Genomic DNA, 22,351 nt, shown 5'->3' on the forward strand with positions numbered 1-22,351 from the left:
GCTGCCGGGGGAGGGTGGCGGGTCGGCCATGCTGTCGCGCATGGCGAATTGGGGGAACCTGCTCAAACAGGCCGTCACGATCGGGCTGGATCTGCTGTCGGACTCGACCAAGCGCGGCTCCACGCCCCCGGCTGCGTCGGCGCCCGCGCACCCTGCTCCCGCTGCGCCGCGCGGCGGCGTGCGCACCGCGCCCGCGGCCGACCGGGCGCTGACGATCGAGTACGCCCCCGACCTCGACGGCGCCGCCGACCCGGGCGAGATCGTCTGGGCCTGGGTGCCCTACGAGGAGGACGCGAGCCAGGGCAAGGACCGCCCGCTGCTGGTCGTCGGCAGGCGCGGGGGCGACCTGCTCGGCCTGATGCTGTCCAGCCAGCACGACCGGGCCGACGACCCGGGCTGGATCGGCATCGGCTCCGGCGCGTGGGACCGTCAGGGCCGCGACTCGTTCATCCGGCTCGACCGGGTGCTGGAGGTCGGCGAGCACGACATCCGGCGCGAGGGCGCGGTGCTCGACCGCTCCCGTTTCGACCGCGTCGCCCAGGAGTTGCGCACCCGGTACGGCTGGCGCTGACCGCTCGCCGAACCGGGCGATCTGCTCGTCCTGCAGGCCCGAGCGTCCCGTCCCACCGTCCCTCGGTGGGCGACACCCCCAGCGCCTCCCACGACGAAGGACGGTGCAACGGGCGCTCCTCGATCAGTCGCCGGCGCCCGGGCGGTGCGGTGGAGCCTGTTGGACGTACTGCATGCCACCCCAGGCGGCGCGGGCGCCGGAATCGCCGATCCGGACCGCGGTGACGACGGCGAGCAGCACGGTGACCACCGACAGCGCCGCCGCCGCGGGCCGGATCCAGGTGGGGGTGCGGGCGGGGCGGCCATGGTGCCCGGGCCGGACGGGGCCGCGGCGACCAGCCACCCGTGGCGGCGGCGGCCGGCATCGCGCGGTAGCCGTCGGGTACGCCGTCGAGGTCCACGGTCCGGTCGACGACCCGGCCCGGCTCGATGCGCCCCTCCAGCACGTCCGGAAGCAACTCCTCGATGTAGGCCCGGGCCGGGGCCACCCCGCCGGTGACGGCGATGGTGGACATGAACATCGGGCGGCCGAACGGCACCTGTTCGTACTGCGGCACGCCGACCCGGCCGACGGTGCCTCCGGGGCGGGTGATCGCCAGGGCGGTCCGTTCGGTGTGCCACCCAGCAGGACGATCTGCTCGGCGCCCAGGCGCCGGGCCGCCAGCACGCGGGACAGGCCGACGGCGCCGTCCCCGATCACTGCGACCGTGGACCCCTCCCGGACCCGGGCCGAGAGCGCGGCGTGGTGCCGGGTGCTGAACACGTCGGACGGCGTCAGCAGCGACGGCATCAACGCGTCGTCGGCGGCGACCGGCAGCTTCACCAGGGTCCCGTCGGCCTGCTACGGGTGATCCCATCAGCGCGTCGGTCGGCTCGCGCAGCACGGGGTCGGGGACCTGCTCGACTCGCACGTCGCCGGCGGCGTGGATCACGGTTGCACGCATGGGCCTCCTCGGATCGAGATCGTCACCGGTGGCCTACCCGTTCGACGTGCTGGTACAGCCCGGCGCGCTGTGAGGATCAACGCCGCGGCGCCGGGAACAACGCCACAGGTTCGCCGAGAAATGCCGACTCGCACGCCGGAAAACGCCGACCCGGACGCCGGAAAGTGGCGACTCGCGCGCGAAAATACGCCGACTCGCGGGGTCAGTTGAAGCTGTGCTCCACGGCGAACGTCGTGATCGGGGCAGGCACGGCGCGCAGGTGGGCGAGCAGGCCGGTCTCGCGGGCCATCAGCGCCCGGACCATCTTCAGCCGCTGGGTCGGGCAGGTCTGCTCGAGCAGCTTCTGCCGATCACCCATCGGGAGAAGGCAGTCGGCGGCCAGCACGTGGGCCAGCGTGTCGGGCGCGACGTCCTGCTCCGGCTCGGACCAGTCGTCGTTCTTCCAGGCGGTGGAGCAGTAGCGCCGGTGCGCGGCCCGCGCCGCGGCCGTCAGCATCCGGGTCGTGTCCTCGGCGGTCGTGCCGACCGGTTCGTCGGGCAGGAACTCGACGGTGCCCATCAGGTACGGCTTGGACTCGTCGTCGAGTTCCAGCAGCCGGAACCGGCGCGCGCCCCGGGTCACGATGTCGAAGCGGCCGTCGGGCAGCCGCCGGACGTCGAGCAGCTCGGCCGTGCAGCCGACGGTGTGTACCCCGGCGATGCCGTGCTCGTCGGGAGCCCAGCCCTCGCGGACGGCGACGACCCCGAACTGCTTCTCCGGCACCGCGCCCGTGACCAGATCGACGGTCAGCTGCCGGTAGCGCGGCTCGAAGACGTGCAGCGGCAGCGACGCGCCGGGCATCAAGACCGTGCCCAGGGGGAAAAGGGGAAGGGTCGCGGCCACGGCGACTACGTTACGACGGTTCGACTCGGCTCGCCCGGCGGCCGCAGCACCGCGGACGCATCGGTCACCCGCAGGGAGCGATCGGCGAAACGGAACAGCGCGGCCGGGCGCCCGCCGGCCGGTCCCGGCGGCGCGACCTCCCCGGTCGGCTCGAGCACGGCGCGCCGGGTGAGCACCCGCTGCAGGTTGGTCGCGGAGACGGGATGGCCCAGTGCGGCGGCGTAGAGCTCGCGCAGCGCGGAGATCGTGAACTCGGCGGGGGCGAGGGCGAACCCGAGGTTGGTGTAGGACAGCTTCGCCCGAAGCCGGTCCTGCGCCGCGGCGACGATCTCGGCGTGGTCGAACGCCGTCGGCGGCAGCTTCGCGAGCGGTTGCCAGGCGGTGTCGGCCGGGATGGCGGGGTCGACGTCGGAGGGGACCAGGCCGAGGAACGCGGTCGCGACCAGTCGATCGCCCGGCACCCGGTCCGGATCGCTGAACACGGCGATCTGCTCGACGTGGGTGACGTCGCGGACGTCGACCTTCTCGGCGAGCTGGCGGCGCACCGACGCCTCGACGTCCTCGTCGTCGCGCAGCCGCCCGCCGGGCAGCGCCCATTTCCCTGCGTCCGGGTCACGGGCGCGCTGCCAGAGGAGCACCTGCAGGCACCCGTTCCTGATCTGCAGCACGGCGGCAAGCACCTCGTGGCCCGTCGCACGGGGGCGTTCCGGGTCGGCACGGCCGGGCATGCCCGAATCGTAGGCCTGGCCGCGACCGGTGTCCGGGCCAGCACGGGGGGTGAACGTCGCGGGTCGGCCGGGTTAATGAGGTGTGAGTTACGGGTCACGTCGACGGTGCCGGGTACGTCCGGGGGCTGCTACCATCAGGGTCGTTTTCGATTCATAGTCGAAAACATGGATGGAGGTCCAGCCATGAGCCTGTCCGAGGTTCTTCCGGTGGTTGCGCCGGTCGAACAGGCGCCGGACGCAGCGTGGGCCGATGAGGTCCGTGCTCTGGCGCAGCGCCGTAACGCCGTCGTGCTGGCGCACAACTACCAGTTGCCGGCGATCCAGGACGTGGCCGACCACGTCGGGGACTCGCTGGCGCTGTCCCGCATCGCCGCCGATGTGGACGCCGACACCATCGTGTTCTGCGGTGTCCACTTCATGGCTGAGACGGCCAAGATCCTGGCGCCGGAGAAGACCGTCCTCATCCCGGACGCCCGGGCCGGCTGCTCGCTCGCCGACTCGATCACTGCCGACGAGCTGCGCGCCTGGAAGGCCGAGCACCCCGCCGCGGTCGTCGTCTCCTACGTCAACACCACCGCCGCGGTGAAGGCCGAGACCGACATCTGCTGCACGTCCTCGAACGCGGTCGAGGTCGTCGAGTCGATCCCGGCCGACCGTGAGGTGCTGTTCCTGCCCGACCAGTTCCTCGGCGCGCACGTCCGCCGGGTCACCGGCCGGGAGAACATGCACGTCTGGGCGGGGGAGTGCCACGTGCACGCCGGCATCAACGGTGCCGAGCTCACCGCGAAGGCCGAGGCGGACCCCGACGCCGAGCTGTTCGTGCACCCCGAGTGCGGCTGCGCCACCTCGGCGCTCTACCTCGCCGGGGCCGGCGCGGTGCCCGCGGACCGGGTCAAGATCCTCTCCACCGGCGGGATGCTCGACGCCGCCCGGCGGACCCGCGCCAGATCCGTGCTGGTCGCGACCGAGGTCGGGATGCTGCACCAGTTGCGCCGGGCCGCCCCCGAGGTCGACTTCCGTGCGGTGAACGACCGGGCGTCCTGCAAGTACATGAAGATGATCACTCCGGAGGCGCTGCTCCGATCGCTGCGTAACGGCACCGACGAGGTGCACGTCGCCCCCGAGCTCGCCGCGCGCGGCCGGGCCGCGGTACAGCGAATGATCGAGATCGGGCAGCCGGGGGGCGGCGAATGAGCGCCGCATCGATGCCCGCACCCGCGAGCGGCTGGGAGGCCGCCGCCGACGTCGTGGTCGTGGGCAGCGGGGTCACTGGGCTGACCGCTGCGCTCGACGCCGCCGAGGCCGGCCTGCGCGTCGTCGTCGTGACCAAGGACGTGGCCGACGCCGGCTGCACCCGCTGGGCCCAGGGCGGCGTCGCCGTCGTCGTGGGCGACGTGCCCGGCGACAGCCTCGAGGCGCACGTGGCCGACACGCTCGCCGCCGGCGGCGGGTTGAACGACGCCGCGGCCGTCGCGACGATCATCGCCGAGGGACCGTCCGCTGTGCGCCGGCTGCAGGCGCGGGGGGCGATCTTCGACCCCGACCCGGACTCCGGCAGGCTCGCGCGCACCCGGGAGGGCGGGCACTCCGCGTTCCGGGTCGTGCACGCGGGCGGTGACGCGACCGGCGCCGAGGTCGAGCGAACCCTGGTCGCCACCGCGGCCGGGCAGGGGCTGCCGCTGCTCACCGGGCACGTCGCGGTCGACGCGCTGCGCGACGACCACGGCCGGGTCACCGGCCTCGCCGTGCTCGACGACCTCGGTCGCTCGGGTGTGCTGCACGCGTCGGCGGTCGTGCTGGCCAGCGGCGGCTACGGCCAGCTGTTCGCCAGCACCACCAACCCGCAGACCGCGACCGGCGACGGGATCGCGCTGGCGCTGCGCGCCGGGGCCACCGCCGCCGACCTGGAGTTCGTCCAGTTCCACCCGACCGTGCTCCACACCCCTGGAGCGAGCGGGCGGCGCCCGCTGGTCACCGAGGCGGTCCGCGGCGAAGGTGCGCTGCTGCTCGACCGGGCCGGGCGCCGGTTCATGCTCGGCGTGCACCCGCAGGCCGAGCTGGCCCCGCGCGACGTCGTCGCAGCCGCGATCACCCGGCGGCTCGCCGAGACCGGCGCCGAGTGCGTGTGGCTGGACGCCACCGGCCTCGACGGTTTCGCGGCCCGGTTCCCGACCGTGTACGCCGCCTGCCGGGCAGCGGGGGTGGACCCGACCCGGGAGCCGATCCCGGTGACGCCCGCGGCCCACTACTCGTGCGGCGGGGTCGTCGCCGACGTCGACGGCCGGACGGCCGTCCCCGGCCTCTACGCCGCGGGAGAGGTCGCCCGCAGCGGATTGCACGGCGCCAACCGGCTCGCCTCCAACAGCCTGCTCGAGGGTCTCGTGGTCGGGGCCCGGGCGGCCCGCGCGGTCGCCGCCGACCTGGCCGGCCCCCGTCCGATGGGTGGTCCGGGCCGGGTCCTGCCGGCCGTCGCGGGCATCGCCGACCGGTGGACCGTGCAGCGCGCGATGACCACCGGCGCCGGGATCGGCCGCGACGGGGCCGGGCTCGCCGCCGCGTCCGATGCGGTGGAGGCCGCGACCCTGCTCGGTGCCCCGATCGACCGGGCCGGGGTGGAGGACGCCGCGCTGACGCTGCTGGCCCAGGCGGTGCTCGTCGCGGCTGGGACCCGCACCGAGAGCCGCGGCTGCCACGTGCGCACCGACTTCCCCGAGCGCGACGACCGGTGGCAACGCGCCAGCCTGGTCGTCGGGCTCGATTCCTCGGGCGCGCCTGCGGTGCGTTCCGAGCTGGCCGCGGCCGGTGCCGCGTGACCGGGCTGCTCACCGGCCCGGACCTCGACGACCTGCGCCGCGTCGTCGACACCGCGCTGGCCGAGGACCTGCGCTACGGCCCGGACGCCACGACGACGGCGACCGTGCCGGCCGACGCGGTCGCGGTGGGGGAGTTCACCCCGCGCCGCGACGGTGTGCTCGCCGGGCTGCCGGCCGCCCGCGTCGTGCTCGACACCGTGCTCGGGACGGACGGTTACGAGGTGCTGTCCTGCGCCGCGGACGGCGACCGGCTGGTCGCGGGGCAGCCCGCGCTCGTCGTGCGGGCCCCGGTCCGCGGCCTGCTCACCGCCGAGCGGACCGCGCTCAACCTGCTGTGCCACCTGTCCGGGGTGGCCACCGCCACCCGGGCCTGGGTCGACGCCGTCGCCGGGACCCGGGCGGCGATCCGCGACACCCGCAAGACCCTGCCGGGGCTGCGGCTGCTGGAGAAGTACGCGGTGCGCTGCGGGGGCGGGGTGAACCACCGGATGGGCCTGGGCGACGCCGTGCTGATCAAGGACAACCACGTGGCCGCCGCCGGATCGGTCGGTGCCGCGCTCGCCGCGGCCCGGGCGCTCGCGCCGACGCTGCCGTGCGAGGTGGAGGTCGACTCGCTGTCCCAGCTCGACGAGGTGCTCGCGCTGAACGCGGAGCTCGTGCTGCTGGACAACTTCTCCGTGGCCGAGACCGGGGAGGCCGTCCGGCGGCGCGGGGAGTCCGCGACGCTGCTGGAGTCCTCCGGCGGGCTGGTGCTGGAGAACGCGCGCGACTACGCCGAGACCGGGGTGGACTACCTCGCGGTCGGCGCGCTCACCCACTCGGTGACCGCCCTCGACCTCGGCCTGGATCTGCGCTAGCGCGCTCGTGCGCGGATAACGCTGTTCCAGCGACTATTACCGCGCACGAGCCTCGCGCAGCGAGGCAATTAGCATGAGGACCATGCTCCGCCGCACCGATCTGCGTCCCACCGGACTGCCCAGTCCCGCCGCGCTGCGGGCCGCGCTGCCGCGCGCCGAGGTTGACGTCGACGCGGTGCTGCATCAGGTGCGCCCCATCGTCGACGCGGTCCGGGAGCGCGGCGTCGAGGCGGTGCTGGAGTACGCGGAGCGGTTCGACCGGGTCCGTCCGGCGTCGGTCCGGGTCCCGCAGGAGACGCTCGCCGGGGCGCTGGCCGCGCTCGACCCGGCCGTCCGCCAGGCGCTGGAGACCTCCATCGAGCGGGCCCGCGCGGTGCACGCCGACCAGCGCCGCACCGACATCACCACCCAGGTCGTCCCGGGTGGCACGGTCACCGAGCGGTTCGTGCCGGTCCGCCGGGTCGGGCTGTACGCCCCGGGCGGGCTCGCGGTCTACCCGTCGTCGGTCGTGATGAACGTCGTCCCGGCGCAGGCCGCGGGCGTCGAGTCGCTGGTCGTCGTGTCGCCGCCGCAGGCCGAGCACGGCGGGCTGCCGCACCCGACCATCCTGGCCGCCGCCGCGCTGCTCGGCGTCGACGAGGTATGGGCCGCAGGCGGCGCGCAGGCCGTCGCGCTGCTCGCCTACGGCGGCACGGACACCGGCGGCGGGGAGCTCGAGCCCGTCGACATCGTCACCGGGCCGGGCAACATCTACCTGACCGCGGCCAAGCGGCTGCTACGGGGGCTGATCGGGATCGACTCCGAGGCCGGCCCCACCGAGATCGCGGTGCTGGCCGACCACACGGCCGACCCGGTGCACGTCGCCGCGGACCTGATCTCGCAGGCCGAGCACGACCCGAACGCGGCGTCGGTGCTGGTCACGACCTCGCCGGAGCTCGCCGGCGCGGTCGACGCCGAGCTCGAGCGCCAGCTCGGCGCGACCAAGCACGTCGAGCGGATCCGCACCGCGCTGTGCGGCCCGCAGTCGGGCATCATCCTCGTCGGGAACCTCGACGACGGGGTCGCCGTGGTCGACGCCTACGCCGCCGAACACCTGGAGATCCAGACCGAGAACGCCCGCGAGGTGGCCCTGCGGGTCCGCAACGCCGGGGCGATCTTCATCGGCCCGTGGGCGCCGGTCTCGCTCGGCGACTACTGCGCCGGTTCCAACCACGTGCTGCCCACCGGTGGCTGCGCCCGGCATTCCGGCGGGCTGTCGGTGCAGACGTTCCTGCGCGGCGTGCACCTCGTCGAGTACACCGAACAGGCACTGCGCGACGTGGCCGGCCAGGTCGTCACGCTGGCCACCGCGGAGGATCTGCCGGCCCACGGGGCCGCCGTCACGGCGAGGTTCGCCCAGTGACCGCCGTCGAGCAGACCGTGGTCGGGTCCGGCGTCACGCTCGACGCGCTCCCGCTGCGCGAGGACCTGCGGGGCAAGAGCCCCTACGGCGCGCCGCAGCTCGACGTCGCGGTGCGGCTGAACACCAACGAGAACCCGTACCCGCCGCCGCCCGAGCTGGTCGCGGATGTCACCGCGGCGGCCCGGGAGGCCGCCGCCGACCTGCACCGCTACCCGGACCGGGACGCCGTCGCGCTGCGCGCGGACCTGGCCGCATACCTCACCGCCGACACCGGCGTCACCCTGGCCACGGCCAACGTGTGGGCGGCCAACGGCTCGAACGAGATCCTGCAGCAGATCATGCAGGCGTTCGGCGGTCCGGGCCGGCTGGCCGTCGGCTTCGAGCCGTCGTACTCGATGCATCCGATCATCGCCGCGGGCACCCGCACCGAGTGGCTGCCCGCGCCGCGCCGCGCCGACTTCTCCGTCGACGTCGACGCCGCGGCCGCGCTGCTGGCCGAGCGGGCGCCCGACCTGACCTTCCTGACCAGCCCGAACAATCCGACCGGGCAATCCCTGGATCCGGCCGAGCTGGCCCGGCTGATCGACGCCGCGCCCGGCATGGTGATCGTCGACGAGGCCTACGCCGAGTTCTCCGACCGGCCCAGCGCGATCACCCTGCTCGGCACCCACGGGCACAAGCTGATCGTGTCCCGCACCATGAGCAAGGCGTTCGCGTTCGCCGGCGGCCGGCTGGGCTACCTCGCCGCCGCCCCCGCCGTGGTCGACGCGCTGCAGCTGGTCCGGCTGCCCTACCACCTCTCGGCGCTCACCCAGGCCGCCGCGCGCGCGTCGCTGCGGCATGCCGACGCGACGCTCGGCTCGGTCGCGGTGCTGCGCGCCGAGCGGGACCGGGTGGTGTCGGAGCTGGTCGCGGCCGGCTACGACGTGGTGCCCAGCGACGCCAACTTCGTGCTTTTCGGCCGCTTCGCCGACGCGCCCGCCGCCTGGCGGGCGTTCCTGGACCGCGGGGTGCTGATCCGCGACGTGGGCATCCCGGAGCGGCTGCGGGTCACGGTCGGCACGCCCGAGGAGAACGACGCGTTCCTGCAGGTGGCAGCGGATCTGGCGTCGACACAGCTCGCCACGGAGGTAGCGCAGTGAGTCGGATCGGCCGCGTCGAGCGGGTCACCAAGGAGTCGAAGGTCCTGGTCGAGATCGACCTGGACGGCACCGGCACGACCGAGATCGCGACGGGGGTCCCGTTCTTCGACCACATGCTCGACGCGCTGGGCAAGCACGGGGCGTTCGACCTGACCGTCCGCGCGGAGGGCGACGTCGAGCTCGACGCGCACCACACCGTCGAGGACGTCGCGATCGTGCTCGGCCAGGCGCTGCGCCAGGCGCTCGGGGACAAGAAGGGCATCCGCCGCTTCGGCGACGCCTGGATCCCGATGGACGAGGCGCTCGCCCACGCCGTCGTCGACGTGTCCGGGCGGCCCTACACCGTGCACACCGGCGAGCCCGAGGTGATGCACGGCTTCGTCGTCGGCGGGCACTACCCGACGGTGCTCAACCGGCACGTCTTCGAGTCGCTGGCCTTCCACGGCCACCTCGCGCTGCACGTGCGGGTGCTGGACGGCCGGGATCCGCACCACATCACCGAGGCCGAGTTCAAGGCCGTGGCCCGGGCGCTGCGGGCGGCCACCGAGCCGGACACCCGGATCACCGGGATCGCGTCGACCAAGGGCACGCTCTGACCGTCGATCTGTAGCGCAGAAGCCCGACCATTTGTAGCGTAAGAGGGCGATCAGCTGTAGCGTAAGGAGCCGTGCCGGGCTACCTGCGCCGGCTCGTCGACGACGAGCTGGACGTGCTGCTACCCGACCTTCCGGCAATCGCGCTGGACGGCCCGAAGGGTGTGGGCAAGACCGCCACGGCCTCGCGCCGGGCCGCCACGGTGCACCGCCTGGACGACGCCGCGCAGCTCGCGGTGCTCGCCGCCGAACCCGGCAGGCTCACCACCGGGGCGCCGCCGATCCTCGTCGACGAGTGGCAGCGGCTGCCGCAGGCCTGGGACGTGGTGCGCCGCGCCGTCGACGACGGCCCGGCCGACGGCCCGCGCGGGGGCCGGTTCCTGCTCACCGGTTCCGCGGCGCCGCTCGAACAGCCCACGCACTCCGGCGCCGGCCGGATCGTCACCCTGCGGATGCGCCCGTTGACGCTCGCCGAGCGTGGGCTGGTCACCCCGGCGGTGAGCCTGGCCGAGCTGCTCGGCGGCCGTCGCCCACCGGTGTCGGGGGCGTCGCCGCTCGGGCTCGCCGACTACGCGCAGGAGATCGTCGCCTCGGGCCTGCCGGGGCTGCGCGGAGCCTCCGGGCGCGCCCGGCGCGCCCAGCTCGACGGCTACCTCGACCGGATCGTCGAGCGCGACTTCCCCGAGCAGGACCGGCCGCTGCGCAACCCGGCCGGGCTGCGCCGGTGGATGACCGCCTACGCCGCGGCGACCGCGACCACGGCGTCGTTCGAGACCATCCGCGACGCCGCGACCGGCGGCGACGGCCAGGTGCCGGCCCGGTCCACCGTCATCCCGTACCGCCACGTGCTGGAGCGGTTGTGGATCCTCGATCCGGTCCCGGCCTGGCTGCCGACCCGCAACCACCTCGCGCGGCTCGCCGCACCTCCCAAACACCATCTTGCGGACCCGGCGCTGGCCGCCCGGCTGCTCGGCGCCGACGTCGACGCCCTGCTGCAGGCCGACCCGCTGGGTCCGCCGGTCCCGCGGGACGGCCCGTTGCTGGGCAAGCTGTTCGAGTCGCTGGTCACGCTCGGTGTGCGGGTGCAGGCGCAGGCGGCAGAGGCCACGGTGCGGCATCTGCGGACCAAGGGCGGCGAGCGCGAGATCGACCTGATCGTGGAGCGGGCGGACCATCGGATCGTCGCCGTCGAGGTCAAGCTCGGGGCGACGGTCGACGACGCCGATGTCCGGCACCTGCGGTGGCTGGCCGGCGTCCTGGGCCCCGACCTGCTCGACGCGGTGGTGGTGACCACCGGCCCGGAGGCCTACCGCCGCCCGGACGGGGTCGCCGTCGTCCCCGCCGCGCTGCTGGGTCCGTGAGGGGCGCCTGCGAGATCGCTGCCCGGGCGCCGAGTTCCACCTCCGGGGAGGACGTGGTCCCGCGGTCCGGCGGCGCGGGGTGGACCCGCGGCGCAGGGTGGACCCATGGTCGCGGAGGCAGCCGCCGGGCCGGTGGTCGCCGAGGGGCTCGAGCGGATCGACCGCATGGTGCGGGTCGGCCAGCGGCCGATCGGCCGCACACCGCGCTCCGATCTCGCGACCTGCCTGTGGCCCGGGGCCGGCAGCGAGGGCGGGCGGATCGTGGCCGCCGGGACGCCCACCGGGTCGCGTCGGCGTCCGGTACCGTACTGCGCCCGACCCGGCCCGGCGGCTGGAACGGGTCGCGGCCTGAGCCGGCGTGGACAGTGACCGAGGTGACCCGTTCGGGCAGGACGCGGCTCGCCGGTCAGGTCCGAAGGTATGACTATCCTGACGATGTGTCGCGGATCGTCGTGCTGGACTACGGATCGGGCAACCTGCGCTCCGCGGAACGGGCCCTGCGCCGCGTCGGCGCCGATGTCACGGTGACCGCCGACGCGGCCGCCGCGATGGAGGCCGACGGGCTGGTCGTGCCCGGGGTGGGCGCGTTCGCGGCCTGCATGGCCGGGCTCGCCTCGGTGGACGGCCCCCGGATCATCGAACGGCGTCTCGCCGGCGGCCGCCCCGTCCTGGGCATCTGCGTCGGTATGCAGATCCTGTTCGAGCTCGGCGTCGAGTGGGGTGAGCGCACCGAGGGTTGCGCGCAGTGGCCCGGGACGGTGGAGCGGCTCAAGGCCGACGTGCTGCCGCACATGGGGTGGAACACCGTCCGGGCGGCGCGCGGCTCGACCCTGTTCGCCGGGCTCGACGCGGACACCCGGTTCTACTTCGTGCACTCCTTCGGCGTGCGCCGCTGGGAGATGGAGGAGTCCGCCGTGCTGCGCCCGCCGCTGGTGACCTGGGCCCACCACGGGGAGGACTTCGTCGCGGCGGTGGAGAACGGCGCGCTGTCGGCGACCCAGTTCCACCCCGAGAAGTCCGGCGACGCCGGTGCGACGGTGCTGCAGAACTGGCTGCGCGACGTGGTCGGCTGAGAGCACGCCGCGTGGCGGGTGACCCTTCGGACACCGCCACCCCGTGGCGGCGCTGCGCAGCGTCGCGCTCGGTAGGCTGCGGCGCGTGAGTTTCACGTTGCTGCCGGCGGTCGATGTCGCCGATGGTCAGGCCGTCCGGCTCGTTCAGGGCGAGGCCGGCACCGAGACCGGTTACGGCGACCCCCTCGAGGCCGCGCTGGCCTGGCAGCGCGACGGCGCCGAATGGGTCCACCTGGTCGACCTCGACGCCGCGTTCGGCCGCGGCTCCAACGCCGAGCTGCTCGCCGGGGTCGTCGGGAAGCTGGACGTCGCCGTGGAGCTGTCCGGCGGCATCCGCGACGACGCGTCGCTGAAGCGGGCGCTGTCCACCGGCTGCGCGCGGGTCAACCTCGGCACCGCGGCGCTGGAGAACCCCGAGTGGTGCGCCCGCGCCGTGGCCGAGCACGGCGACCGGATCGCCGTCGGGCTCGACGTCCGGATCACCGAGCAGGGCCACCGGCTGGCCGCCCGCGGCTGGACCACCGACGGCGGCGATCTGTGGGAGACCCTGGACCGCCTCGACCGCGACGGCTGCGCCCGCTACGTCGTCACCGACGTCAGCAAGGACGGCACCCTGCGCGGCCCGAACACCGATCTGCTGCGCGACGTCGCCGACGCGACGCCCGCCCCGGTGATCGCCTCCGGCGGGATCGCCGAGGTGTCCGACCTGGTCGCGCTGGCCGAGCTCGCGGCGAGCGGCGTCAACATCGAGGGCTCGATCGTCGGCAAGGCGCTCTACGCCCGCCGCTTCACCCTCCCCGAGGCGCTCTCGGCGGTGCGGGCCGTGTCGGCGTCGGGCCGGGCGGCCGGCTGACATGGGGGTCGCGGTCCGAGTCATCCCGTGTCTGGACGTCGACGCCGGCCGGGTCGTCAAGGGCGTCAACTTCGCTGATCTGCGCGACGCCGGTGACCCGGTGGAGATGGCCGCCGTCTACGACCACGAGGGTGCCGACGAGCTGACCTTCCTCGACGTCACCGCGTCGTCGGGCGGCCGCGAGACGATGTTCGACGTGGTGCGCCGTACCGCCGAGCAGGTGTTCATCCCGCTCACCGTCGGCGGCGGCATCCGTACCACCGACGACATCGACCGGTTGCTGCGTGCGGGCGCGGACAAGGTCAGCATCAACACCGCCGCGATCGCCCGCCCGGAACTGCTGCACGAGGCCGCGCGCCGGTTCGGGGCGCAGTGCATCGTGCTGTCGGTCGACGCCCGCCGGGTCCGCGACGGCGCGCCCACCCCGTCGGGTTTCGAGGTGACCACGCACGGCGGCCGGCAGGGCACCGGGATCGACGCCGTCGAGTGGGCCGCACGCGGCCAGGAGCTCGGGGTCGGCGAGATCCTGCTGAACTCGATGGACGCCGACGGCACCCGGGCCGGGTTCGACCTCGAGATGATCCGCCAGGTGCGGGCCGTGGTGGACGTCCCGGTGATCGCCAGCGGCGGCGCCGGGAAGGTGGAGGACTTCGTGCCCGCGGTCCGGGCCGGCGCCGACGCGGTCCTCGCCGCCAGCGTGTTCCACTTCGGGGCACTGCGGATCGGTGAGGTCAAGGACGCCCTGCGGGCCGGCGACGTGGAGGTCCGATGAGTGAGCTCGCGAGCGAACGGTCGGGGCGGAGCGCGCGGGTCGAGGTCTCCGAGCTCGACCCGGCGATCGCCGCCCGGCTCAAGCGCAACGCCGACGGCCTGGTCTGCGCGGTGGCGCAGCAGCGCGGCACCGGCGAGGTGCTGATGGTCGCGTGGATGGACGACGAGGCCCTGCACCGCACCCTGACCACCGGCCGGGCGACGTACTGGTCGCGCAGCCGCGAGGAGTACTGGGTCAAGGGCGACACGTCCGGGCACGTGCAGCACGTGCACGAGGTGCGGCTGGACTGCGACGGCGACGCCCTGCTCGTCATCGTCGACCAGGAGGGCCCGGCCTGCCACACCGGCACCCGCACCTGCTTCGACACCGGCGTTCTGCCCTAGCACACGGGCGCGTCAGCGCGTCGTGGCCGGGGTTTGGCGACGGTCGCGCGATGATCCCCGGGTGGGTTCGGCCGCGATCGGGGTCCTGGTGGTGGAGGATGAGGAGTTCGTCCGCGCCGGTCTGCGCGCGATCCTCGACGCGGAGGCCGGCATCACCGTCGTCGGGGAGGCCGGCGACGGCGCGCAGGTCCTCGGCCTGGTCCGCCGGTTGCGCCCGGACGTGCTGCTGATGGGGATGCCCGCGGTGGGCCCCGTCGCCGCGACCCGGCACGTGCTGGCCTCGGATCACCCGCCGCGGGTGCTGATCCTCACCACCTTCGGCAACGACAGCCGCGTCTACGACGCGCTGCGGGCCGGTGCGGCGGGGTTCCTGCTCAAGCGGGCCCGTCCCGTGGAGATCGTGCGGGCGGTGCGGACCGTCGCGGCGGGGGAGTCGCTGCTGTTCCCGGCCGCGGTCCGCGACCTGGTCGCCACCCGCGGCCGGTGCGGCGGGGACGGCCTGCGCGGCGCCGGGCTGACCGAGCGGGAGGCCGCCATCCTGCGGTTGATGGCCCGTGGACTGTCCAACGCCGAGATGGCCGCCGAGCTGATGCTGGGCCTGGAGACGGTGCAGACCCACGTCGGTGACGTGCTGGTCAAGGTGGGTGCGCGGGACCGCCCGCAGGCCGTCCTGACCGCCTACGAGTCGGGGTTCATCGACCCGCACCGCCCGGTCTGACCTGCGGCCGGAACGCGGCCACCCGGTCGCCGGCACGGGCCACGAGCAGGGTGCCGCCCGGGTCCGCGGCGAGCGCGTCGAGCGCCTGGCCGCCGGTGCCCACCCCGGCGGCGCCGGTGGCCGGGTCGAGCACCAGCACCGCGGTGCCGTCGGCGACCACCCGCCGCCCGCCCGCCGCGGCCGTCGGGGGCGCTCCGGCAGCCGGCGCGACGCCCAGGTCACGCCAGCCCAGCTGCCAGACGACGGCGCCGTCGGACAGCCGCCGGGCGAGCAGGCCCGACCCCGGCCGGCCGAGCACGGCGAGGCCGCCGTCCACCCAGGCGAAACGCGGCGCGCCCGGGCCCGCGCCGGGCAGCGGCGCCCACGCGTCGGTCCCGTCGGCCGCGGTCAGCCCGGCGGCGCCGCTGTCGGTGCGGGCCACGACCCGGCCCGGCGCGCCGAGCAGCGGTTGCGGGTGCCCGGGGTCGTCGTGCTCCCAGCGCTGGGCGCCGGTGGCGAGATCGAGTGCGACGACGCGCGAGTCGCCGGCGCCGGGCAGCGCGACGACGCCGCCGTCGCCGGGGGCCAGCACGGGGGCGCCGTTCCCGGTCGACGGGACCTGGGTGCGCCAGCGCTGCCGGCCGTCCCGGGTGCCCAGCGTGGTCACGGTGGCGGTGCCGGCGCCGCGCTCGACTAGGACCACGGTGTCGGAGCCGTCGCCCAGCAGGTCGACCAGGCCGGGGGACTCCACCGACAGCTGCAGGCACCAGAGCAGCTCGCCGTTGGTCTCCCGGAACCCGGCGACCTCCCCGCGGCCGCCGCGGGTCCCGCCGGTGACCACGGCGACCCCCTCCTGCGCGAGGACCGTCGCGGAGCCGCCGATCACAGGTGCGGTGCGCTGCCAGCGCACGGCCCCGGTGGCCGGGTCGTGTGCGCGCAGCAGCGAGTCGTCCGAGCCGGCGCCGCCGGGGTGCAGCGTGAACACGGTGTCCGCGCTCGCGCCGATGGTGGCGGCACCCGGGCCGGAGCCGCCGGTGCTCCACAGCGGCGTCACCGGCAGCCCGGCCGCGGTGACGGCGGCGGCGGTGGCGCGGTCGGCGGCGCCGGGCGGATCGGCGGGGGCGGTGGCGGTGCCCGGGTCGGATCCGCTCGCGCAGCCGCCGAGCAGCCGGTAGCCCACCACCGCCGCCACCAACACCATGATCATGGCGACGACCAGGACGAGGGCCACCGCGGCGGGGCGCCGGCGGCCGGGGACCGGCTCGCTCACCCGAGCTCGCCGGTGAGGTAGCGCTGCAGGGTGGGCGCGATCGTCGCGACGACGGTCTCCGTGTCGGCGGACGCGAGCGGTTCCACCCGGACCACGAAGCGGATCACGCCGAGGCCGATGATCTGCGAGCCGCACAGGGCCGCGCGCAGTTCTGGCCGGTCGGGGGCGACGACCTCCACGACCCGGCCGATGATCACCCGGCTGACGAACTCACGCATCATCCGGGCCGCCTCCTCGTGCCCGGCGATGCTGCGGATCAGGGCGACCATCGCGCCCCCGCCGGTGGCGTCCCAGACTTCGACGAAGGTGCGCACGATGCGGGCGCCGAGCTCCTCCGGGTCGCCGGGCAGCACCTGCGCGAGCAGCGCGTCCGGGTCGATCGGCAGCTCCAGCGCGGCGGTGAACAACTGCTCCTTGCCGCCGAACCAGTGGTTGACCATCGCGGCGTCCACCCCGGCCCGGTCCGCGATCCGCCGGACGGTCGCGCCCTCGAAGCCGCGCTCGGCGAACTCCACCCGGGCCGCGGCCAGCAGCGCGCCGCGGGTGTCCTCGCCGGCCGGGCGCCGTCCGCGGCGGCGCGTCGCCGATCGGGGTTCGTCCACCCGGTCATCTTCCCCGCCCCGGCGGAGGGCGGTCCGCCCGGGCGTCTCTTCGGCGCAACCGGAACCGCCTGGTGGGGGTGGGGGAGGCACTGGACGACGTTGCGACAATGGCGAGATGTCCGTCAGTACGGTTCCGACCGGCGGCCCCTCCACCGGGGCCCTGGGTTCGATCACCCCCAGCCGCGAGGAGTTCCGCGAGCTGGCCGTTGCGCACCGGGTGATCCCGGTGGCCCGGAAACTGCTCGCCGACGACGAGAGCCCGATCGGGGTCTATCGCAAGCTGGCCGGTTCCCGGCCCGGCACGTTCCTGTTCGAGTCCGCGGAGAACGGACGGTCCTGGTCACGATGGTCGTTCGTCGGGGCGCGCAGCGCCGCGGCGCTGACCGCGGTCGACGGGAAGCTGCGCTGGACCGGCGAGGTGCCGGTCGGGATGCCGTCCGAGGGCGACCCGCTGGCGGCGCTGCGCACGGTGATCGAGGAGCTGCGCAGCGAGCCGCTGCCCGGGCTGCCGCCGCTGACCGGCGGGATGGTCGGCTACCTCGGCTACGACGTGGTGCGCCGGCTCGAGCGGCTGCCGGTCTCGACCACCGACGACCTGGCGCTGCCCGAACTGGTGATGCTGCTGGCCGCCGACCTGGCCGCGCTCGACCACCACGAGGGCACGATCACGCTGATCGCCAATGCGATCAACTGGGACGCCTCCGACGACCGCGTCGACGAGGCCTACGACGACGCGGTGGCCCGGCTGGACCGGATGACCGAGCAGCTCCGGGCGCCGGCCCCGTCGACGGTCGCGGTGTACTCCCCGGCCGAGCCGGACTTCCTGCGCCGGCGCAGCCCGGCCGAGCACCACGCCGCCGTCGAGGTGGCCAAGGAGCAGATCCGGGCCGGGGAGGCCTTCCAGGTCGTCGTCTCGCAGCGGTTCGAGATGGAGTGCGCGGCCGACCCGCTGGACGTCTACCGGGTGCTGCGGACGACGAACCCGAGCCCGTACATGTACCTGCTGCACCTGGAGGACGCGAGCGGCGGTGCGCCGTTCGCGATCGTCGGGTCCAGCCCGGAGGCGCTGGTCACGGTGCGCGACGGGCAGGCCACCACGCACCCGATCGCCGGCACCCGGTGGCGCGGGGCGACCGAGGAGGAGGACGTCCTCCTGGAGAAGGACCTGCGCACCGACGAGAAGGAGCGCGCCGAGCACGTGATGCTCGTCGACCTGGGCCGTAACGATCTGGGCCGGGTGTGCGAGCCGGGCACGGTGAAGGTGCACAACTTCTTCTCCGTGGAGCGCTACAGCCACGTCATGCATCTGGTCTCCACGGTCACCGGCACGCTGCGGGCCGACCGCAACGCCTTCGACGCCGTGCTGGCCTGCTTCCCGGCCGGGACGCTGTCCGGGGCGCCGAAGGTGCGTGCGATGGAGATCATCGAGGAGCTGGAGCCGACCCGGCGCGGGCTCTACGGCGGCATCGTCGGCTACCTCGACTTCGCCGGTGACGCCGACACCGCGATCGCCATCCGCACCGCCCTGGTCCGTGACGGGACGGCGTACGTGCAGGCCGGCGGCGGGATCGTGGCCGACTCCGATCCGGTCGCCGAGGACACCGAGTGCCTGAACAAGGCCCGGGCGGTGCTGTCGGCGGTGGCGACCGCGGGGACGCTGACCTCACCGGCGATGCCGTGAGCACCGCCGGGAACGGGCGCCGCCGCCTGCTGCTGATCTGCGTCGGACTGGCCGCCGCCGCGTTGGCGCTGTGGGGCTCGTCCCGGCTCACCTGGTTCTCCGCGACGGTGACCACGCCGACGCGGGGGACGGTGGCCCTGGCGGCGACCGGTGGTGACCTGGTGCCGGCGCTGTCCGGTGTCGCGCTGCTCGCCCTCGCCGCGGTGGCGGCCGCGGTTGCGGTGTCCGGTGTCGCCCGCCGGGTGCTCGGAGTGCTGCTCCTGGCCGCGGCGATCGGGACGGGCGTGGCCGTCGTCGCCGAGGTGGCCGGCCCGCCGTCGGTCGAGGAGCTGGTCGCGCTGCTGCACGTCTCGCTCGGGTCCGACCCGACGGCGACGCTGCCGCAGGCCCCGGTGGGGGTGACCCTCGCACCGTGGCTCGGGGTGGTGGGTACTGTGCTGCTGCTGGCCGCGGGTGCGGCGCTGCTGGCGGGTGAACGTGGCCTGCCCCGGCTCGGCGGCCGGTACGCGGCGCCGGGGGCCCGCCGGCCGGCCGTCGACCCGGACCGGGCGGCGTGGCAGGAACTGGACGCGGGTCGGGATCCGACCGTGGACGACACCGACGACACCGACGACACCGACGACACCGACGGTGCCGGCGACGCGACGGACGGCGCGGCCCGGCCCGACATCAGGCCTGGCGGCGAGTCGCCGACCAAGCGTGTCTAGCATGGATCGAACGCCTGGTAGGCCCGAACCCGGAAGGGGAGTCAGCCCCGTGGGCGAGCGCACGAAACAGACCGGACCGAGTGTCCTCGACTCCATCGTGGACGGAGTCCGGGAGGATCTCGCCGTCCGCGAGGCCGCGGTCGACTTCGACGAGATCAAGCGGCGGGCGGCGAAGGCGGCCCCGCCGCACGATGTGATGGCCACGCTGCGGGCACCCGGGATCGGGGTGATCGCCGAGGTCAAGCGGCGGAGCCCGTCCAAGGGTGACCTCGCGACCATCAGCGACCCGGCCGAGCTGGCCGCGTCCTACGCCGAGGGCGGCGCGCGGGTGATCAGTGTGCTCACCGAGCAGCGCCGGTTCCACGGTTCGCTGGCCGATCTCGACGCGGTCCGGGCGGCGGTGGACATCCCGATCCTGCGCAAGGACTTCATCGTCAGCCCGTACCAGGTGCACGAGGCCCGCGCGCACGGCGCCGACCTGGTGCTGCTGATCGTCGCCGCCCTGGAGCAGAACGTGCTGGTCGCGCTGCTCGACCGGGTGGAGTCGCTGGGGATGACCGCGCTGGTCGAGGTGCACACCGAGGAGGAGGCCGACCGCGCGCTCGAGGCCGGCGCCGGGCTGATCGGGGTCAACGCCCGCAACCTGCACACCCTCGAGGTGAACCGGTCGATCTTCGGGCAGATCGCCCCGGGCCTGCCCAACGACGTGCTGCGGGTCGCCGAGTCCGGCGTCCGCGGCCCCGGTGATCTGCTCACCTACGCCGGCTGGGGTGCCGACGCGGTGCTGGTCGGGGAGGGCCTGGTGACCAGCGGGGATCCCCAGTCCGCCGTTCGGAGCCTGGTGGCCGCCGGCTTCCACCCGTCGTGCTCCAGAATGGTCCGGTGAGCACTACCAGCGGGGTGAAGGCCAGCGACGGGATCGCCCGACCGTCGGGGCACGAGCCCGACGAGCGCGGTCATTTCGGGCGGTACGGGGGGCGCTTCGTCCCGGAGGCGCTGGTCGCGGCCCTGGACGAGTTGCAGGCGGGGTACGACAAGGCGCGCTCCGATCCCGAGTTCCTCGCCGAGCTCGACCGGCTGCAGCGGGACTACTCCGGCCGGCCCTCGCCGCTGACCGACGTCCCGAAGCTCGGCGAGCACGCGGGCGGAGCGCGCATCCTGCTCAAGCGTGAAGACCTCAACCACACCGGCTCGCACAAGATCAACAACGTGCTCGGTCAGGCGTTGCTCACCAAGCGGATGGGCAAGTCCCGGGTCATCGCCGAGACCGGCGCCGGCCAGCACGGCGTCGCCACCGCGACCGCGTGTGCGCTGCTGGGTCTGGACTGCGTCATCTACATGGGCGAGGTCGACACCCGGCGCCAGGCGCTCAACGTCGCCCGGATGCGGCTGCTCGGCGCCGAGGTGATCCCGGTCAAGACCGGGTCCCGGACGCTGAAGGACGCGATCAACGAGGCGCTGCGCGACTGGGTGGCCAACGTCGACGAGACGCACTACCTGCTCGGCACGGTGGCCGGGCCGCACCCGTTCCCGGTGATGGTCCGCGACTTCCACCGCGTCATCGGCCTGGAGGCCCGCGAGCAGGTGCTGGAGCGCACCGGGCGGCTGCCCGACGCCGTTGCGGCGTGCGTCGGCGGCGGTTCGAACGCGATCGGGATCTTCCATGCGTTCCTCGACGACCCCGGTGTCCGGCTCGTCGGGTTCGAGCCCGGCGGGGACGGCGTCGAGACCGGCCGGCACGGCGCGACCCTGACCGAGGGGTCCCCGGGCGCGCTGCACGGCGCGATGTCCTATCTGCTGCAGGACGACGACGGGCAGACACTGGAGTCGTACTCGATCTCCGCGGGGCTGGACTACCCGGGCGTCGGGCCGGAGCACGCGCTGCTCAAGGACATCGGCCGCGCCGAATACCAGCCGGTCACCGACGCCGAGGCGATGGACGCGTTCGCGCTGCTGTCCCGTACCGAGGGCATCATCCCGGCGATCGAGTCCGCGCACGCGATCGCCGGCGCGCTGCGGCTGGGCCGCGAGCTCGGGCCCGACGGCGTGGTGCTGGTGAACCTGTCCGGGCGCGGCGACAAGGATGTCGACACCGCGGCGAAGTGGTTCGGAATGGTGGCCGAGGGGCGGAGCGTCGAGGACGCGGACGGGACTGCCATCGCCGAGGGGGGACGCGCGTGAGCGGCGTGGATGCGGTGTTCGAGCGCTGCCGGGCGGAGGACCGGGGCGCCCTGATCGGCTACCTGCCCGCGGGCTACCCGACGCTCGACGGCTCGGTGGACCTGCTGAACGCACTGGTCGAGGGCGGCTGTGACCTGCTCGAGGTCGGCATCCCGTACTCGGACCCGGTGATGGACGGCCCGACGATCCAGGCGGCCGCCGAGACCGCGCTGCGCGGCGGCACCCGGATCCGCGACGTGCTCTCCGCGGTGGAGCGGGTCACTGCGGCCGGTGGCCGGGCCGTGGTGATGACCTACTTCAACCCGGTGCTGCGCTACGGTGTCGACGCGTTCGCCCGTGACCTGGCGTCGGCCGGCGGGCTCGGGGTGATCACACCGGACCTCATCCCGGACGAGGCCGACGAGTGGCTGTCCGCCTCCACCGCGCACGACCTGGACCGGATCTTCCTGGTCGCGCCGTCGTCGACCGAGGCGCGGATCGCCTCCACCGCGGCGGCGAGCAGCGGGTTCCTCTACGCGACCTCCATCATGGGGGTGACCGGGGCCCGGGACACCGTGGCCTCGGTCGCGCCGCAGATCGTGGCCCGTTGCCGGCCGCACACGTCGCTGCCCATCGGTGTCGGGCTGGGGGTGCGCTCGGGTGACCAGGCGGCCGAGGTGGCCTCGTTCGCCGACGGCGTCATCGTCGGGTCGGCGTTCGTGACCGCGGCCGAGGACGGCGGCCGGGAGGGGGTGCGCGCCCTGGCCGCCGAGCTGGCCGACGGAGTGCGCCGGGCCGGGCGGCCTGCGGGAGCGCCGCAGCCGGCCTGAGCCGAGAGCCGGGGCGCCGGGATGACCGCC

23 protein-coding genes and 1 pseudogene are annotated in these 22,351 nt (G+C 74.7%); 18 read left to right on the plus strand and 6 right to left on the minus strand.

The window, feature by feature from the left end; all coding sequences use genetic code 11:
* Positions 1-28: 28 nt before the first annotated feature.
* Positions 29-571, plus strand: a complete 543-nt coding sequence (locus HF526_RS28220; protein ID WP_420821665.1) for a type II toxin-antitoxin system PemK/MazF family toxin — start codon at positions 29-31, stop codon at positions 569-571.
* 123 nt (positions 572-694) lie between these two features.
* On the opposite strand, the gene HF526_RS28225 is transcribed toward HF526_RS28220, so the two are convergent.
* The 4 genes and pseudogenes from HF526_RS28225 to HF526_RS28240 all read right to left on the minus strand — a co-directional run bounded on the left by HF526_RS28225 (position 695) and on the right by HF526_RS28240 (position 3,125).
* Complete coding sequence (locus HF526_RS28225; protein ID WP_169384620.1) at positions 695-913, minus strand: hypothetical protein; 219 nt, start codon at positions 911-913, stop codon at positions 695-697.
* 19 nt (positions 914-932) lie between these two features.
* Positions 933-1,411: pseudogene (locus HF526_RS35820) on the minus strand (MDR/zinc-dependent alcohol dehydrogenase-like family protein); the annotation flags it as partial.
* A gap of 305 nt (positions 1,412-1,716) precedes the next feature.
* Positions 1,717-2,397, minus strand: coding sequence for an LON peptidase substrate-binding domain-containing protein (locus tag HF526_RS28235; protein ID WP_169384622.1), 681 nt, complete (start codon positions 2,395-2,397; stop codon positions 1,717-1,719).
* Positions 2,398-2,402: 5 nt separating this feature from the next.
* Positions 2,403-3,125 carry an NUDIX hydrolase gene (locus HF526_RS28240; RefSeq protein ID WP_169384623.1) on the minus strand — a complete coding sequence of 241 codons (723 nt, stop codon included), beginning with the start codon at positions 3,123-3,125 and terminating at the stop codon, positions 2,403-2,405.
* A gap of 183 nt (positions 3,126-3,308) precedes the next feature.
* On the opposite strand from HF526_RS28240, the gene nadA reads away from it, so the two are divergent.
* From nadA to HF526_RS28300, 12 genes are all read left to right on the plus strand, one after another.
* Positions 3,309-4,319 carry a quinolinate synthase NadA gene (gene nadA, locus HF526_RS28245; protein WP_169384624.1) on the plus strand — a complete coding sequence of 337 codons (1,011 nt, stop codon included), beginning with the start codon at positions 3,309-3,311 and terminating at the stop codon, positions 4,317-4,319.
* Positions 4,320-4,330: 11 nt separating this feature from the next.
* The gene (locus HF526_RS28250) at positions 4,331-5,938 is read left to right on the plus strand and encodes an L-aspartate oxidase (RefSeq protein WP_239029258.1); all 1,608 of its coding nucleotides are present in this window, start codon (positions 4,331-4,333) and stop codon (positions 5,936-5,938) included.
* Positions 5,939-5,943: 5 nt separating this feature from the next.
* Positions 5,944-6,795, plus strand: coding sequence for a carboxylating nicotinate-nucleotide diphosphorylase (gene nadC / locus HF526_RS28255; protein WP_169384651.1), 852 nt, complete (start codon positions 5,944-5,946; stop codon positions 6,793-6,795).
* An 82-nt stretch (positions 6,796-6,877) separates the two neighbouring features.
* Positions 6,878-8,197 (plus strand): histidinol dehydrogenase, encoded by a 1,320-nt coding sequence (gene hisD / locus HF526_RS28260; protein ID WP_169384626.1) that lies wholly within the window; start codon positions 6,878-6,880, stop codon positions 8,195-8,197.
* On the plus strand, positions 8,194-9,339 hold the full coding sequence (locus HF526_RS28265; RefSeq protein WP_338051814.1) for a histidinol-phosphate transaminase: 1,146 nt from the start codon (positions 8,194-8,196) through the stop codon (positions 9,337-9,339). The genes hisD and HF526_RS28265 overlap by 4 nt, the downstream gene beginning before the upstream one ends.
* Positions 9,336-9,935 carry an imidazoleglycerol-phosphate dehydratase HisB gene (gene hisB, locus HF526_RS28270; RefSeq protein ID WP_169384627.1) on the plus strand — a complete coding sequence of 200 codons (600 nt, stop codon included), beginning with the start codon at positions 9,336-9,338 and terminating at the stop codon, positions 9,933-9,935. Before HF526_RS28265 ends, hisB begins: the two co-directional genes overlap by 4 nt.
* A 71-nt stretch (positions 9,936-10,006) precedes the next feature.
* Complete coding sequence (locus HF526_RS28275) at positions 10,007-11,293, plus strand: DUF4143 domain-containing protein (RefSeq protein ID WP_169384628.1); 1,287 nt, start codon at positions 10,007-10,009, stop codon at positions 11,291-11,293.
* A gap of 437 nt (positions 11,294-11,730) precedes the next feature.
* Complete coding sequence (hisH, locus tag HF526_RS28280) at positions 11,731-12,366, plus strand: imidazole glycerol phosphate synthase subunit HisH (RefSeq protein WP_169384629.1); 636 nt, start codon at positions 11,731-11,733, stop codon at positions 12,364-12,366.
* 85 nt (positions 12,367-12,451) lie between these two features.
* Entirely contained in the window at positions 12,452-13,219 is a 768-nt protein-coding gene (gene priA, locus HF526_RS28285; RefSeq protein WP_169384630.1) for a bifunctional 1-(5-phosphoribosyl)-5-((5-phosphoribosylamino)methylideneamino)imidazole-4-carboxamide isomerase/phosphoribosylanthranilate isomerase PriA, read from the plus strand.
* 1 nt (position 13,220) lies between these two features.
* A complete protein-coding gene (hisF, locus tag HF526_RS28290) occupies positions 13,221-13,991 on the plus strand; it encodes an imidazole glycerol phosphate synthase subunit HisF (protein ID WP_169384631.1) in 771 nt (256 codons plus the stop codon).
* The gene (gene hisI / locus HF526_RS28295) at positions 13,988-14,374 is read left to right on the plus strand and encodes a phosphoribosyl-AMP cyclohydrolase (RefSeq protein WP_169384632.1); all 387 of its coding nucleotides are present in this window, start codon (positions 13,988-13,990) and stop codon (positions 14,372-14,374) included. The genes hisF and hisI overlap by 4 nt, the downstream gene beginning before the upstream one ends.
* Positions 14,375-14,435: 61 nt before the next feature.
* A complete protein-coding gene (locus HF526_RS28300) occupies positions 14,436-15,092 on the plus strand; it encodes a response regulator (protein ID WP_169384633.1) in 657 nt (218 codons plus the stop codon).
* Here HF526_RS28300 and HF526_RS28305 read toward each other — a convergent pair.
* Positions 15,067-16,341 carry an outer membrane protein assembly factor BamB family protein gene (locus HF526_RS28305; RefSeq protein ID WP_169384634.1) on the minus strand — a complete coding sequence of 425 codons (1,275 nt, stop codon included), beginning with the start codon at positions 16,339-16,341 and terminating at the stop codon, positions 15,067-15,069. The genes HF526_RS28300 and HF526_RS28305 overlap by 26 nt on opposite strands.
* The gene (locus HF526_RS28310; protein WP_169384635.1) at positions 16,338-16,943 is read right to left on the minus strand and encodes a TetR/AcrR family transcriptional regulator; all 606 of its coding nucleotides are present in this window, start codon (positions 16,941-16,943) and stop codon (positions 16,338-16,340) included. The genes HF526_RS28305 and HF526_RS28310 overlap by 4 nt, the downstream gene beginning before the upstream one ends.
* A 115-nt stretch (positions 16,944-17,058) precedes the next feature.
* On the opposite strand from HF526_RS28310, the gene HF526_RS28315 reads away from it, so the two are divergent.
* From HF526_RS28315 to trpA, 5 genes are read left to right on the plus strand one after another with little or no spacing between them, the layout of a single operon-like run.
* Positions 17,059-18,624 carry an anthranilate synthase component I gene (locus HF526_RS28315; protein WP_169384636.1) on the plus strand — a complete coding sequence of 522 codons (1,566 nt, stop codon included), beginning with the start codon at positions 17,059-17,061 and terminating at the stop codon, positions 18,622-18,624.
* Positions 18,621-19,331, plus strand: a complete 711-nt coding sequence (locus HF526_RS28320; protein ID WP_169384637.1) for a Trp biosynthesis-associated membrane protein — start codon at positions 18,621-18,623, stop codon at positions 19,329-19,331. Before HF526_RS28315 ends, HF526_RS28320 begins: the two co-directional genes overlap by 4 nt.
* 49 nt (positions 19,332-19,380) lie before the next feature.
* A complete protein-coding gene (trpC, locus tag HF526_RS28325) occupies positions 19,381-20,217 on the plus strand; it encodes an indole-3-glycerol phosphate synthase TrpC (RefSeq protein ID WP_338051815.1) in 837 nt (278 codons plus the stop codon).
* Entirely contained in the window at positions 20,214-21,512 is a 1,299-nt protein-coding gene (gene trpB, locus HF526_RS28330; RefSeq protein WP_169384639.1) for a tryptophan synthase subunit beta, read from the plus strand. Before trpC ends, trpB begins: the two co-directional genes overlap by 4 nt.
* The gene (trpA, locus tag HF526_RS28335) at positions 21,509-22,321 is read left to right on the plus strand and encodes a tryptophan synthase subunit alpha (protein ID WP_169384640.1); all 813 of its coding nucleotides are present in this window, start codon (positions 21,509-21,511) and stop codon (positions 22,319-22,321) included. The genes trpB and trpA overlap by 4 nt, the downstream gene beginning before the upstream one ends.
* Positions 22,322-22,351 lie beyond the last annotated feature (30 nt).

It is taken from the genome of Pseudonocardia acidicola, assembly GCF_012911935.1.
Taxonomy (GTDB): domain Bacteria; phylum Actinomycetota; class Actinomycetes; order Mycobacteriales; family Pseudonocardiaceae; genus Pseudonocardia; species Pseudonocardia acidicola.

What these genes read in the sequence shown, in the direction of transcription:
- HF526_RS28220 (WP_420821665.1), top strand. Translation starts at nt 29, where the DNA reads ATGCTGTCGCGCATGGCGAATTGGGGGAACCTGCTCAAACAGGCCGTC.
- HF526_RS28240 (WP_169384623.1), bottom strand. Translation starts at nt 3,125, where the DNA reads ATGCCCGGCCGTGCCGACCCGGAACGCCCCCGTGCGACGGGCCACGAG.
- nadA (WP_169384624.1), top strand. Translation starts at nt 3,309, where the DNA reads ATGAGCCTGTCCGAGGTTCTTCCGGTGGTTGCGCCGGTCGAACAGGCG.
- HF526_RS28250 (WP_239029258.1), top strand. Translation starts at nt 4,331, where the DNA reads ATGCCCGCACCCGCGAGCGGCTGGGAGGCCGCCGCCGACGTCGTGGTC.
- hisD (WP_169384626.1), top strand. Translation starts at nt 6,878, where the DNA reads ATGCTCCGCCGCACCGATCTGCGTCCCACCGGACTGCCCAGTCCCGCC.
- hisF (WP_169384631.1), top strand. Translation starts at nt 13,221, where the DNA reads ATGGGGGTCGCGGTCCGAGTCATCCCGTGTCTGGACGTCGACGCCGGC.
- hisI (WP_169384632.1), top strand. Translation starts at nt 13,988, where the DNA reads ATGAGTGAGCTCGCGAGCGAACGGTCGGGGCGGAGCGCGCGGGTCGAG.
- HF526_RS28315 (WP_169384636.1), top strand. Translation starts at nt 17,059, where the DNA reads ATGTCCGTCAGTACGGTTCCGACCGGCGGCCCCTCCACCGGGGCCCTG.